Genomic DNA, 13,846 nt, shown 5'->3' with positions numbered 1-13,846 from the left:
TCAGCCCATCACACGATGGGCTTTTTTCTCCGCCAACGAACTGATCCTTCGCGCTTTTTCTACGTGAAAGCTATAATGCACTAAATTGGTGCAACCTTTTTCAGGAGACTGCTGAATGGCAACCGGCACGCTGCCCGATGCTGGGCAGATCCTCAATTCGTTAATTAACAGCATTTTACTTGTCGACGATGAGCTGGCGGTGCATTACGCCAACCCCGCGGCACAGCAGCTGCTTGCCCAAAGTTCCCGCAAACTGTTTGGCACGCCGCTTTCTGAACTGCTGAGTTATTTCTCATTAAACATCGGGCTGATGCGAGAGAGCCTGGAAGCGGGTCAGGGCTTTACGGACAACGAAGTGACGCTGGTGATAGATAGCCACTCGCATATCCTCTCTGTGACCGCCCAGAGGCTGCCTGATGGCCTTATTCTGCTGGAGATGGCGCCCATGGATAACCAGCGCCGTCTGAGTCAGGAGCAGCTCCAGCATGCCCAGCAAATAGCCGCCCGCGATCTGGTACGTGGTCTGGCGCATGAAATTAAAAACCCGTTGGGTGGATTACGCGGTGCAGCACAACTGCTCAGTAAAGCGCTACCGGATCCAGCCCTCAAGGAATATACCCAAGTCATTATTGAGCAGGCAGACCGCCTGCGTAACCTGGTCGACCGCCTGCTGGGGCCGCAGCAACCCGGTATGCACATCACGGAAAGTATTCACAAGGTGGCAGAACGCGTTGTGGCACTGGTGTCGATGGAACTCCCGGAGAACGTCACGTTGATCCGCGATTACGACCCGAGTCTGCCAGAAATACTGCACGATCCTGACCAGATAGAACAGGTTCTGCTGAATATCGTGCGTAATGCGTTACAAGCGCTAGGACCGGAAGGTGGCGAGATTATTCTGCGTACCCGCACCGCGTTTCAGCTCACATTGCACGGCATGCGTTACCGCCTGGCGGCGCGTATTGACGTTGAGGACAACGGTCCGGGTATTCCTCCACATTTACAGGATACGCTGTTCTACCCAATGGTCAGCGGTCGCGAGGGGGGAACCGGGCTGGGATTATCTATCGCCCGTAATTTGATTGATCAACATTCCGGCAAAATTGAATTTACCAGTTGGCCGGGTCATACCGAGTTCTCGGTTTACCTGCCTATCAGGAAATAGAGGTGACGTTTATGCAACGAGGAATAGTCTGGGTCGTTGATGACGATAGTTCCATCCGTTGGGTGCTTGAACGTGCGCTCGCAGGGGCAGGACTCAACTGCACCACATTTGAAAGCGGTAAAGAGGTACTGGACGCGCTCGCCAGTAAAACGCCGGACGTGCTGTTGTCGGATATCCGCATGCCGGGGATGGACGGCCTGACGCTGTTAAAACAAATTAAACAGCGTCATCCGATGCTTCCGGTCATCATCATGACCGCGCACTCCGATCTGGACGCCGCCGTCAGCGCCTACCAGCAAGGGGCGTTCGATTACCTGCCCAAGCCGTTTGATATTGACGAAGCTGTGGCGCTGGTTGAACGCGCCATAAGCCATTATCAGGAACAGCAGCAGCCGCGTAATGTTCAGATCAACGGCCCCACCACCGATATCATTGGTGAAGCCCCAGCAATGCAGGATGTCTTTCGCATAATTGGCCGGCTTTCCCGCTCTTCAATTAGCGTCTTGATCAACGGTGAGTCCGGGACCGGTAAAGAGTTGGTCGCTCATGCTCTCCACCGTCACAGCCCGCGTGCCAAATCGCCATTTATCGCCCTTAACATGGCGGCAATTCCGAAGGATTTAATCGAATCTGAACTGTTTGGCCACGAAAAAGGCGCCTTTACCGGCGCCAATACCATTCGTCAGGGACGCTTCGAGCAGGCGGATGGCGGCACGCTGTTTCTCGATGAGATTGGCGATATGCCGCTGGACGTGCAAACGCGATTGCTGCGTGTATTAGCCGACGGACAGTTTTACCGCGTCGGCGGCTATGCGCCGGTGAAGGTGGACGTGCGCATTATCGCGGCTACGCACCAGAATCTGGAACTGCGGGTACAGGAAGGCAAGTTCCGCGAGGACTTGTTCCACCGACTGAACGTCATTCGCGTTCATTTACCACCGCTGCGCGAGCGACGGGAAGACATCCCTCGCCTGGCGCGTCATTTCCTGCAGGAAGCCGCTCACGAGCTGGGTGTGGAAGCCAAGCAGTTACACCCTGAAACCGAGGCCGCACTGACGCGTCTGGCCTGGCCGGGTAACGTTCGTCAACTAGAGAACACTTGCCGCTGGTTAACCGTGATGGCCGCCGGGCAGGAAGTGCTGATTCAGGACCTGCCGGCTGAGCTATTTGAAGCAAGCGTTCCGGACGCGCCCTCACATATGCAGCCTGACAGCTGGGCAACACTGCTGGCACAATGGGCTGACCGGGCACTACGCTCCGGTCATCAAAACTTACTCTCTGAAGCGCAGCCTGAAATGGAACGCACGCTGTTAACCACCGCGCTGCGCCATACTCAGGGCCATAAACAGGAAGCGGCGCGCTTACTCGGATGGGGGCGTAATACCCTGACACGTAAGTTAAAAGAGCTTGGCATGGAGTAAGGGATTTTCGCTGTGTAAAGATTGATAATTGAGCGCAAAGCGCTGCTATTTTGCGCTTTACTGTTCCGATGAGTTAAGTATGATCGTGCCCGGAAAACGGGGGAAGTCATCATGCTGGAATCAATTATTAATCTGCTGTCGAGCGGCTCGGTTGAAAGCCATACGCCGCAAACTGCGGTTGCCGCGGTGCTGTGTGCGGCGCTGGTTGGGCTGTTTAGCTAGCGGGTTTGTCGGGTGGCGCTTCGCTTACCCGACCTACATATTGAGATGTCGTAGGCCCGGTAAGCGAAGTGCCACCGGGCAACGTCATTAGATGACCCGCGAGAACTGCTGCATCCGTGCTTTCTGGCGCAGGTACGCATCAAAGCACATGCAAATATTGCGGATCAGCAGACGACCTTTTGGCGTCACCTGAATCCCCTTCTCATTCACATCCACCAGCCCATCTTTCGCCAGCGGAGCCAACAGCTTCAGGTCTTCAGCAAAATAGTCAGCAAAGTTCAGATCCCATTGCTGTTCTACGACGGCGTAGTCGAGGCGGAAGTTGCAGATCAGTAGTTTAATCACATCCCGGCGAATACAGTCATCTTGGGTCAGTGCAATACCGCGCCACAGCGCATTTCCCTGCTCATCCACCTGCTGATAATAGTGCTTCAGCTCTTTTTGGTTCTGCGCGTAGTTGTCGCCAATCATACTGATGGCGGAAACGCCCATGCCCAGCAGGTCGGTATCGCCCTGGGTGGTATAACCCTGGAAATTACGGTGCAGAACACCCTCGCGCTGGGCAATCGCCAGCTCGTCATCCGGGCGGGCAAAGTGATCCATCCCAATGAACTGATAACCTGTTTCGGTCAGCGAGGAGATGGTCTCCTGCAAAATATCCAACTTCTGTTGTGGGCTGGGCAGGTCAGCATCTTTGATTTTACGCTGCGCGGCAAACAACGTTGGCAGGTGCGCATAGTTAAAGACACTCAGGCGGTCGGGATTGAGCTCAGCCACCCGCTTCAGGGTAAAGGCAAAGCTTTCCGGCGTCTGTTTTGGCAGACCATAGATGAGGTCAATGTTGGTCGAGGTAAAGCCAATCTCACGCGCACGATTAATCAGTGCAAAGATAAACTCCTCGTCCTGCTCACGGTTTACCAGGCGCTGAACTTCTTTATTGAAGTCCTGCACCCCCATGCTCAGGCGGTTAAAGCCTTCAGCACGTAAATGATCGAGCACATCGAGTTCGATTTCACGCGGATCAACTTCGATCGAGATTTCTGCATCCGCGTTAAAATCGAAGTTATCACGCAGCAGCGTCATTAAGCGGCTAATCTGCGTTTTATTCAGATAGGTTGGCGTACCGCCGCCCCAATGCAACTGGCTAACATGACGGCCAGCAAACAGCGGCGCGCGATGAATAATCTCTTGTTCTAAAACGTCCAGATATTGATCGGCCTTATGCTGCTGGCGGGTCACAATTTTGTTGCAGCCGCAGAAATAGCACAATTTATGGCAGAACGGGATATGGACGTACAAAGAGAGTGGACGTTCAGGGTAACGCGCTACGGCTTGCAGAAATGCTTCAGCACCGTAGTCTGCAGAAAACTCCAGCGCGGTCGGATACGAGGTGTATCGTGGCCCGGAATAGTTATATTTCTGGATCAGGGCCAGGTCCCAGTCGATTAACTGCTCAGACATGCTCACTCCTTCCGATGGCGTTTCTGGCGGGTACGGCGTACCGGCTTACCCCCACTGCGAGTGATAAGCCGGTTGCGCAGCCACTTTTGGCGCCGCGACAATCGCTGTAGTTTAACGAATAACCACACCAGATAACATATAACCGGAAGGGTTATAAGCAGGACGGGAAGACCCACGGTACAAAACCGTTAGTTACCGCCCTTCAGCAGGCGCATCATGTCTTCCTGCTTTTCTTCTTCTTCGTCAATTTCTTCGTCATCATCGTAAGAGAGCCCCAGTTTCTGCATCAGCTCATCGATGCGATCCAGCTTGGCATCCACCCAGGACTGATCTTCAGCACTCAGGATCTCTCCCGCTTCAAGACGTTCCAGCAGCGCATCCAGGCGCTCATCCGTTTCCAGTAAATCCAACTCAGCCTGTGGTGAAAGCATAGGTTTCTCACTCTTCGGTTTGTGCTGTTTGGTGACTTTTTCAGTCACACCCAATGCAATGGGAGTTTTACTGCCAATACGAGGATCTTTGTGTTTGTTTTGGTTTCCGCCACCTGATGCACCGTCGCTGCCGGTCGCACGGCTGCCCGCCGCAAGACCACGGTGTTTTTTCTGACGCTTACGATCGCGAGCTTCCAGGTTAATTTCTTCGCGTGTCTTACGACGCGCCTTTGCAGGACCTTTCCCGCGAGGTGTAGAAGTTGTTTTCATCATGATTCGTCTTTGGCTGTTTTTATTCAGTATATAATTGCGCCGGAATCTAGCAGAAATAAAGAAAAAAGGCGACAGAGTAATCTGTCGCCTTTTTTCCTGACTCTCAACCCTTAACGGGCCCTACAATCCCTGTCGGCTATCAACACACCCTGTTTTTCCCTTAGCCAGAAACATTCCGTGTTGTTTCCATTTCCTTTTACTAACGTCTCCGGACGTTTGTCTTCCTGACAATCCTGCGTCTTCGCCTCCTGGCGCTCCTGACCCTCATCCTGAGTCGTTTATCCTGTTAGCTCCCTTGCTATGGACGCTACTTTACTCTTTTGGGTAACACGCACAAGTAACCGACTTAACAGTTTCAGTTTTTCAGAATATTTCTTAATGGTAATTATATGATTTATTTAATTTATATTGTTATGCACTCTCTCATCTCGCATAAATACTATCGGCAATGTCTCACAAAGCCCGCGCTTTTAACTTACATAACCCGCGCGTCGAAAAATCCGCCTTTTGCTGGTGTTCAGGTATAATCGCTGCAAAGCCTTGATTGATGGAGACGACCACGTTGACTAACTTGAATTATCAACAGACGCATTTTGTGATGAGTGCGCCTGATATTCGCCATTTACCTTCCGATACAGGAATTGAAGTGGCTTTTGCTGGCCGTTCCAACGCAGGTAAATCCAGCGCACTAAATACCCTGACAAATCAAAAGGGTCTGGCACGTACATCTAAAACGCCGGGCCGTACTCAGCTCATCAACTTGTTTGAAGTGGTTGACGGTAAACGTCTGGTTGACTTGCCGGGGTACGGGTATGCAGAAGTTCCGGAAGAGATGAAGCGCAAATGGCAGCGCGCGCTGGCAGAATATCTGGAGAAACGTCAAAGCCTGCAAGGTTTAGTCGTACTGATGGATATTCGCCATCCACTGAAAGATCTCGATCAGCAGATGATTTTGTGGGCCGTAGAGAGCAACGTCCAGGTGCTGGTATTACTGACCAAAGCGGACAAACTGGCCAGCGGCGCACGCAAAGCACAGTTGAATATGGTGCGTGAAGCAGTGCTAGCGTTTAATGGCGATGTACAGGTAGAAGCATTCTCATCGCTGAAAAAGCTGGGTGTGGATAAACTGCGTCAGAAACTGGATACCTGGTTTAGCGAACTGGCGCCTATTGAAGAGATGCAGGACGGGGAATAACCTACCGATATGCCGGATGGCGCCGCTGCGCGTCTTATCCGGCCTACAGCATGTGCGAAACCTTTCTTTCGCACAATAAAAAACGCCCCAGTCATTACTGACTGGGGCGGCTAAAATATTCAGCCAAATCCGATTACGTGAAGTAAAAGGTCTGAAAGATAGAACATCTTACCTCTGTACCCTACGAGAATAACTTTACTCTTTTTTGAGCAGCGCAGAAAGCACTTTTTGTAATTTTTTTTCACTCCCGGCATAGGAAATTTTAATGGTCATCACAAAAAGCGCTAACTTATGTTGCTTAGTTACGAAAAGAGCGCGTTATTCAGCAAACCCTTAGTGCGCTTGATCCCAGTTTTCACCGCTTCCGACTTCCACCAGCAACGGCACATCAATTCGCGTTCCGTTCTCCATCAGCTGATGGATTTTTTTCGAGACGCTATCGAGATCATCTTTGTGCACTTCAAACACCAGTTCATCATGTACCTGCATGATCATACGTACGCGAGGCTGTTCGGTTTGCAGCCAGCCGTCTACGGCAATCATAGCGCGCTTAATAATGTCCGCAGCGGTGCCTTGCATCGGGGCGTTAATCGCCGCACGTTCCGCACCTGCACGACGCGCACCATTACTGGATTTGATATCCGGTAAATAGAGGCGACGTCCTTCCAGCGTTTCAACGTACCCTTGCTCTTTTGCCTGCGCACGCGTGCGTTCCATATATTCCAGTACGCCCGGGTAGCGTTCGAAATAGAGATCCATGTACTTCTGCGCTTCTTTGCGTGGAATATTGAGCTGGCGTGCAAGACCAAAGGCGCTCATGCCGTAGATCAGACCAAAGTTGATGGCCTTCGCGCTGCGGCGCTGTTCACTGGTCACGGAATCAAGAGGTAAGCCAAAGACCTCTGCAGCCGTGGCGCGGTGAATGTCCTTTCCTTCGGCAAAGGCGGTAAGCAGCCCCTTATCACGCGAGAGGTGCGCCATAATGCGTAGCTCAATCTGCGAGTAGTCCGCCGAGACAATGACATAATCTTCTGGTGCAATAAATGCCTGGCGAATACGGCGTCCTTCCTCATTACGCACCGGAATATTTTGCAGGTTAGGATCGGTAGAAGACAAACGCCCGGTCGCCGTAACTGCCTGATGATAAGAGGTATGCACACGGCCAGTTTTAGGGTTGATCATCAGCGGAAGTTTATCTGTATAAGTAGACTTCAATTTTGCCAGCCCGCGATATTCCAGAATCACCTTCGGCAGCGGATAATCCAGCGCTAACTCTTCCAGCACCTCTTCTGACGTTGACGGCGCGCCGCCCGGCGTTTTCTTCAGCGGCTTGATGCCCTGCTTTTCAAACAGAATGGTTTGCAGCTGTTTAGTGGAAGAGAGGTTAAAGGCTTCCCCAGCAATCTCGTGCGCTTTTTGCTCCAGCTCGTTCAAACGCAGCGTCAGCTCTGCTGAATGCTTGTGCAACACGGCAGGGTCGATTTTTACACCGTTGCGCTCGATGCGGGACAAGACCGGGACCAACGGCATATCGATATTCTCGAAGACGTTTAGCGGTCCTTTATGTTTTTGCAGCTCTGGCCACATTTTCAGATGCAGCTGTAGCGTGACGTCGGCGTCCTCCGCGGCATAACGACCAGCTTCTTCCAGCGCAATCTGGTTAAAGGTCAGTTGGTTTTTACCTTTCCCGGCGATCTCTTCGAAGGTGATCGTTTTATGTTTCAGCCAGCGGTCAGACAGGCTGTCCATATCGTGTCGCCCGGCAACGCTGTTAAGAATGTAGGATTCGAGCATGGTATCAAAGACGATACCGCGCAGCTCGATACCGTAGTTCGCCAGGATGCCACGGTCATACTTCAGGTTTTGCCCAACTTTATGCGCTTTTTCGTCTTCCAGTAGCGGCTTCAGCAGCGTCAGCGCCCGATCACGGGAAATTTGGTCAGGGGCATCCAGGTAGTCATGCGCGACAGGAACATACGCAGCCACACCCGGTTCAATAGCGAAAGAGAGCCCCACCAGATTCGCGGAGATATTGTCCAGGCTGTCGGTTTCGGTATCAAAAGCAAAGACCGGCGCTTTTTCCAGCTTCGCAATCCACGCTTCCAGCGTCGTCTCGTCCAGAATCGTCACATAGTTATCGTATGAGAGAACCGTGGCGGGCTCCTCAGGCGTTTCATCAATAACGATGGTTTCCTGTGGTTTTGCCGCAGGTTTTGTGCCTTTTGCCTGCAGCCATTTCCCGGCTTCAACGTCGGTGACCCAACGTTTGAACTCATATTGTTTGAACAGATTTAACAGCTCGTCCGCTGCAGGTTGTCGTACTTCCAGCTGCTCGCAGGTTAATTCCAGCTCGACATCCGTTTTGATGGTTGCCAGCTTATAAGAGAGGTAAGCCACCTCTTTATTCTGCTCGAGCTTGCCAGCCATGGTTTTTGCGCCACGAAACGTCAGGCCCGCTATTTTTTCTGATTCAGCATAGAGCGTGTCCAGCCCACCCAGCCCCTGGAGTAACGCCTGAGCCGTCTTTTCCCCCACGCCCGGCACGCCAGGAATGTTATCAGAAGAGTCGCCCATCAGCGCCAGGAAGTCGATAATCAGTTCCGGCGGCACGCCATACTTATTTACCACCTCATCCGGGCCGAGGATCGTATTGGTCATGGTGTTGATGAGGGTGATATTCGGCGTCACCAGCTGAGCCATGTCTTTATCACCGGTACTGATCAGTACCGGACGGCCAATTTGCTCTGCTTCACGCGCCAGCGTACCGATAACGTCGTCCGCTTCCACGCCTGAAACAGCCAGCAAGGGTAACCCCATGGCTTTTACCATCGCGTGCAGCGGTTCAATCTGCGCGCGTAGATCGTCTGGCATCGGCGGACGATGCGATTTGTAGTGCTCGAATAATTCATCACGGAAGGTTTTACCCTTGGCGTCGAATACCACCGCCGCATGCGTCGGCTTATATTGCAAAATCAAGCTACGCAGCATGTTGAGGACACCGTACATCGCGCCCGTAGGCTCTCCTGCGCTGTTGGTCAGCGGTGGGAACGCATGGTATGCGCGATACAGGTAAGATGAGCCATCTACAAGGATAAGTGGGTTTTCTGGGATCTGAACCATAATGTCCATGCCTGTTTATCAGATTATGGGTAAAGGATGCCACAGACAGGATGAAAACATGAGTTTTTCGCCGCATTTGTCGAAAAACTTTTGTAGATCTTCTGCGTTGTTCGCAATGTGAGCTGTGGATAAGTTTGTGAATAAATAATTTTCAGCCCTTTAAATACAGCAAGATAATTTATGAATCATAATAATTCTGCATATTTTTCATTATGTTATTTCATGACGCAGAATTTTATATCATCTTTTCAGCTTATAGCTGGATGTGGATAGATATTCCCTTTTTTTCTATTCAGCGAAGATCCATCATTTGGTTCGTTTTCTGATAAAATTAGCCCCTTGCGCCCTTTTAGCGCACTATTTATGGCTAACCTTTTGAATAATTTAATTATGGCGAGAATACTCGCCGCGATAACGCTGCTGCTGAGTATCGCATTGACCATATTGGTCACGATTTTATGTTCCGTGCCAATCATCCTGGCCGGAGTTGTAAAACTGCTTTTGCCTATTCCTTTCGTCTGGCGCAAGGTATCCCTCTTTTGTAATTTCATGATGTACTGCTGGTGTGAAGGTCTGGCGCTATTGCTACACCTTAATCCACGACTGAAGTGGGATGTTGAGGGGCTGGAAGGTCTGAGCAAGAAGAATTGGTATCTGCTCATCTGTAATCACTACAGCTGGGCCGACATCGTTGTGCTTTGCGTTTTGTTTCGTAAGCATATCCCGATGAATAAATACTTTCTTAAGCAGCAGTTAGCCTGGGTGCCTTTTATTGGTCTGGCATGTTGGGCGCTGGATATGCCATTTATGAAACGCTATTCGCGCGGTTATTTGCTCCGTCACCCTGAACGACGTGGTAAAGATGTGGAAACAACACGTCTTTCTTGTGAGAAGTTTCGTGTGCATCCAACAACGATCGTGAATTTTGTCGAAGGCTCACGGTTCACCCACGAGAAATGCCAGCAGACCCGATCTCCCTATAAAAACCTGCTGCCACCTAAGGCTGCCGGTATTGCGATGGCGCTGAATGTCTTAGGATCGCAATTCGATAAGTTGCTGAACGTCACGCTGTGTTATCCGCAAAACAGCAGCCATCCTTTCTACGACATGCTGAGCGGTAAGTTAACGCGCATTGTAGTACGAGTGAATCTGGAGCCGGTGAAAGAGGAATTACACGGTGATTACGTCAACGATAAAGGGTTTAAGCGTCGGTTCCAGCTGTGGCTGAATACGCTCTGGGCCGAGAAAGATGCGCAAATAGATGCGATTAAAGCCTCAACTAAAAAAGCCGGTCTCTGACCGGCTTTTTCGTTTACTTCTGGCCTACCAGATATTTCACGGTATCGGCATACTGCTGTACAAAGATATCCATGCTGCTGGTATCCATGCCTTGCGGATTCACCTGATATTTGCCATTCACAAACATCGCCGGAACCCCCTGCAGTTGCAGATCGGCAGCCGCTTTTTCCTGCTGCGCGACCAGTGATTTCACCACGAAGCTGTTCCATGCCGCATCATAATCTTCACCTTTAATACCCGCATCAACAAATACTTTACGGATATCAGCGGTAGACTGGACGGTCTGAGTTTTCTGCACCGCTTCAAACAACGGTACTGTGACCTTATCTTCTACGCCCAGCGCCAGCGCAACCGCCCACGCCTGAGTCAGATCTTTGCCCAGAGGTCCCAAAAACTCAACGTGGTATTTGGTCATCTTGGTGCCTTCAGGCAGTTTTTTCTTCACGTTATCAGACACGTGAAGCACTTCTTCAAACTGGTAGCAATGCGGGCAGTAGAAGGAGAAGAACTCCAACACCTGCGGTTCACCCGCAATAGGCTTTTCCAGTGTGATGTACTGCTTACCATCCTGGAACTGCGCTGCCGATGCGCTAAAAGCTAAAACCATACCAGCCAGCGCCAGCCATATTTTTTTCATGTCCATGTCTCTCCGATTAATACATTGGCGTTAATTGTAAGGGGGGTTGTTGCAGAATTTTTGCCTGCTCAATAAAGGTCGCCGTCTGACGGTGCCAGTAATCTTCTCCGGTTAACCACGGGAAGTTTTTTGGAAACGCAGGATCATCCCAACGTCGAATCAGCCAGGCTAGATAATAAACTAAACGCATGGCGCGTAAAGGTTCTATGAGTCCTAATTCAGCGACGTCGAACTCAGTAAACTCTTCATAAGCTTCGATAATGGTTTCAAGCTGCATGCGCTGCTCGGCTTTATCACCATTAAGCAGCATCCATAAATCCTGAATGGCCGGGCCATTGCGGGCATCATCTAAATCGACAAACATCGGACCATCGCGCCACAGAATATTTCCGGCATGACAGTCACCGTGCAGGCGCAGAGTATCAAAACGCGTATGCCAGCTTTCGGTAACCACGGTGATAAGTGCATCCGTTGCTTTCAGAAATGCCGCTTTTTGCCCTGATGGAATAATCGGTGCACTGTCGAAAAGTTTACGCGGTTCAATCAGATACTCGTCGAGGCCAATGGTCGGTCGAAAAGCAAAGGGCTGTTTTCGCCCGGTTTGATGCAGACGCCCGAGATAGCGGCCAACCGACTCCATTTGATCGATATTGTCGGCTTCAAACTGCCGACCTCCTACGCTGGGGAATATCGCATAGTGGAACCCTTGATGCCCCAGTAACGTCAGGCCATCAAACACCATCGGCGCCGCAACCGGCACGTCATCACGCACCAGTTCCAGTGCAAACTGATGTTCTTCCTGTATTTGATCGACGGACCAACGCTCAGGGCGGTAAAACTTTACGACAAAGCGTCGACGGTCTTCGTCCTGGAATTGGTAGACACGGTTTTCATAGCTGTTGAGCGGGGTAAGCCCGGAATCCACCCGGATCCCCTGCTCAAACAGCGCATCCATGATGGTATCCGGGTGTAGCGTTTGGAAAGTAAAAGCGTTGTTATTCATCCCATCATCCGGAAATTACTACGAATGATTCAGGATATCATTTCGCAGCACTTTCGGTGGCGGCGATTACAAGCTTTTACTCTTTAATTACGCCACGAGCGCGCAGCAATGCGGTTTTAAAGTCTTCTTCATAATCTTTCTGAATACCTGGGATCACCGCATCCTTCGCTGAGTCACGCATTTTCAGGTGATAGATCAGAATGTCATCAGTTAAATCCGCCAGTTCTCCGTCAAAACCTGACTCTTTCGCCAGTTTCTGTAAAAATTGCATCAGGTTAAGATCGGGTTCTTTCTGCCAGGCTGGCTGGAGGAGTTCAATAACTTCATTCAGACGTTTACATTTCATGGTTGTGCTCCTTACGCTTAATACAGATACGTTAGCAGGGTCAATCCCACATTAAAAGAGGCGATATCAGTGATTCTGGATAGTGCAATTACAGGGGTTGTCCTGGCGGGCGGTAAGGCCAGGCGGATGGAGGGGGCAGATAAAGGACTGCTTGAGCTAGACGGCAAACCTTTATGGCGGCACGTCGCCGATGCGCTCGCCTTACAGGTCGAGACCGTCGTGGTTAATGCCAATCGCCATCAGGATATTTATCAGCAAAGTGGTCTGAAAGTTATCCCTGATTCATTACCTGATTTCCCTGGCCCGCTGGCCGGAATGCTGTCGGTATTTTTACAACTGGCAGGTGACTGGTTTTTATTCTGCCCCTGCGATATGCCCTATATTCCCCACAACCTGGTCGCAAGACTGGCAGAACAGCGCCAAAATGCGCCAGTGGTGTGGGTACATGATGGGGAGCGGGATCACCCGACAATTGCACTGATGCACAGAGCAATGCAGCCGTTACTGCAGGAGTATCTTCAGGCAGGTGAACGACGGGTGATGGTCTTTATGCGCCAGGCCGGCGGACACGCCATCGATTTTAGCGATCATAAAGATGCGTTTGTGAATGTGAACACACCTGAAGAATTGGCCAGATGGCAGGATAAATCATGATCCCATTGCTCGGTATTGCCGCATGGAGCGGCACAGGAAAAACCACACTGCTCAAAAAACTGATCCCGGAACTGTGCGCCAAAGGCATTCGTCCAGGATTAATTAAGCATACCCACCACAACATGGACGTCGATAAACCCGGCAAGGATAGCTATGAGTTACGTAAAGCTGGCGCAGCGCAAACACTGGTTGCCAGCCAACAACGCTGGGCGTTAATGACGGAAACGCCGGCAGAACCTGAGTTAGATTTAGCCTATCTGGTGAGCCGAATGGATGCTACAACACTGGATTTGGTACTGGTTGAGGGTTTTAAACACGAACCTGTCGCCAAGATCCTACTTTTTCGTGAAAATTGCGGGCATAGTGCACAAGAATTGACGATTGATGAGTATGTTGTTGCGGTTGCCAGTGATGTTCCACTCGAAGTGGATGTCCCACTTTTAGATATCAACGACGTACAACAAATTGCAGGGTTTGTTACACAGTGGCTGGGACGTTAACCAACCGGTAATCTGCAAAATTGTGCCTGATGACTTTGCGCTTATCAGGCCTACCATTCCGGCAGCGAGCAAGCACTTCCCAAAAACAAAGACGAAAAAAAGCCCATCCGTCAGGATGG

Annotated in this window: 13 protein-coding genes and 1 pseudogene; 7 read left to right on the top strand and 7 right to left on the bottom strand. The window is 50.9% G+C overall.

The window, feature by feature from the left end:
• Positions 1-115 precede the first annotated feature (115 nt).
• The 3 genes from glnL (at position 116) to FDW95_RS16765 (ending at position 2,808) form a co-directional block, all read left to right on the top strand.
• Entirely contained in the window at positions 116-1,165 is a 1,050-nt protein-coding gene (gene glnL / locus FDW95_RS16775) for a nitrogen regulation protein NR(II) (protein ID WP_115259821.1), read from the top strand.
• Positions 1,166-1,176: 11 nt separating this feature from the next.
• The gene (gene glnG / locus FDW95_RS16770; RefSeq protein ID WP_115260010.1) at positions 1,177-2,586 is read left to right on the top strand and encodes a nitrogen regulation protein NR(I); all 1,410 of its coding nucleotides are present in this window, start codon (positions 1,177-1,179) and stop codon (positions 2,584-2,586) included.
• Between the two features lie 111 nt (positions 2,587-2,697).
• A complete protein-coding gene (locus FDW95_RS16765) occupies positions 2,698-2,808 on the top strand; it encodes a YshB family small membrane protein (protein WP_096758886.1) in 111 nt (36 codons plus the stop codon).
• Between the two features lie 87 nt (positions 2,809-2,895).
• On the opposite strand, the gene hemN is transcribed toward FDW95_RS16765, so the two are convergent.
• From hemN to FDW95_RS16750, 3 genes and pseudogenes are all read right to left on the bottom strand, one after another.
• Entirely contained in the window at positions 2,896-4,269 is a 1,374-nt protein-coding gene (hemN, locus tag FDW95_RS16760) for an oxygen-independent coproporphyrinogen III oxidase (RefSeq protein WP_115259822.1), read from the bottom strand.
• Positions 4,270-4,457: 188 nt separating this feature from the next.
• Entirely contained in the window at positions 4,458-4,973 is a 516-nt protein-coding gene (yihI, locus tag FDW95_RS16755) for a Der GTPase-activating protein YihI (RefSeq protein WP_096758888.1), read from the bottom strand.
• Positions 4,974-5,083: 110 nt separating this feature from the next.
• A pseudogene (locus FDW95_RS16750) lies at positions 5,084-5,308 on the bottom strand (hypothetical protein).
• A gap of 227 nt (positions 5,309-5,535) precedes the next feature.
• Here FDW95_RS16750 and yihA point away from each other — a divergent pair.
• Positions 5,536-6,168: a ribosome biogenesis GTP-binding protein YihA/YsxC gene (yihA, locus tag FDW95_RS16745; protein ID WP_096759489.1), complete on the top strand. Its 633-nt coding sequence runs from the start codon at positions 5,536-5,538 to the stop codon at positions 6,166-6,168.
• Between the two features lie 333 nt (positions 6,169-6,501).
• On the opposite strand, the gene polA is transcribed toward yihA, so the two are convergent.
• Positions 6,502-9,288, bottom strand: coding sequence for a DNA polymerase I (gene polA / locus FDW95_RS16740; protein ID WP_115259823.1), 2,787 nt, complete (start codon positions 9,286-9,288; stop codon positions 6,502-6,504).
• A 363-nt stretch (positions 9,289-9,651) separates the two neighbouring features.
• Between polA and FDW95_RS16735 the strand changes: the two genes are divergently transcribed.
• Complete coding sequence (locus FDW95_RS16735) at positions 9,652-10,587, top strand: acyltransferase (RefSeq protein ID WP_115259824.1); 936 nt, start codon at positions 9,652-9,654, stop codon at positions 10,585-10,587.
• 13 nt (positions 10,588-10,600) lie between these two features.
• On the opposite strand, the gene dsbA is transcribed toward FDW95_RS16735, so the two are convergent.
• The 3 genes from dsbA to FDW95_RS16720 form a co-directional block, all read right to left on the bottom strand.
• Positions 10,601-11,224, bottom strand: a complete 624-nt coding sequence (gene dsbA / locus FDW95_RS16730; RefSeq protein ID WP_096758891.1) for a thiol:disulfide interchange protein DsbA — start codon at positions 11,222-11,224, stop codon at positions 10,601-10,603.
• Between the two features lie 16 nt (positions 11,225-11,240).
• Positions 11,241-12,227 (bottom strand): serine/threonine protein kinase, encoded by a 987-nt coding sequence (locus tag FDW95_RS16725; protein ID WP_115259825.1) that lies wholly within the window; start codon positions 12,225-12,227, stop codon positions 11,241-11,243.
• Between the two features lie 76 nt (positions 12,228-12,303).
• The gene (locus FDW95_RS16720) at positions 12,304-12,573 is read right to left on the bottom strand and encodes a YihD family protein (RefSeq protein WP_042325406.1); all 270 of its coding nucleotides are present in this window, start codon (positions 12,571-12,573) and stop codon (positions 12,304-12,306) included.
• Positions 12,574-12,642: 69 nt separating this feature from the next.
• Here FDW95_RS16720 and mobA point away from each other — a divergent pair, with 69 nt between their 5' ends.
• Positions 12,643-13,227, top strand: coding sequence for a molybdenum cofactor guanylyltransferase MobA (gene mobA / locus FDW95_RS16715; protein ID WP_115259826.1), 585 nt, complete (start codon positions 12,643-12,645; stop codon positions 13,225-13,227).
• Positions 13,224-13,727, top strand: a complete 504-nt coding sequence (mobB, locus tag FDW95_RS16710) for a molybdopterin-guanine dinucleotide biosynthesis protein MobB (RefSeq protein WP_096758894.1) — start codon at positions 13,224-13,226, stop codon at positions 13,725-13,727. The genes mobA and mobB overlap by 4 nt, the downstream gene beginning before the upstream one ends.
• Positions 13,728-13,846 lie beyond the last annotated feature (119 nt).

The sequence above is a fragment of the Citrobacter sp. wls718 genome (assembly GCF_005280945.1).
GTDB lineage: Bacteria > Pseudomonadota > Gammaproteobacteria > Enterobacterales > Enterobacteriaceae > Citrobacter > Citrobacter gillenii.
This window is presented reverse-complemented; position numbering and strand designations above follow the sequence as displayed.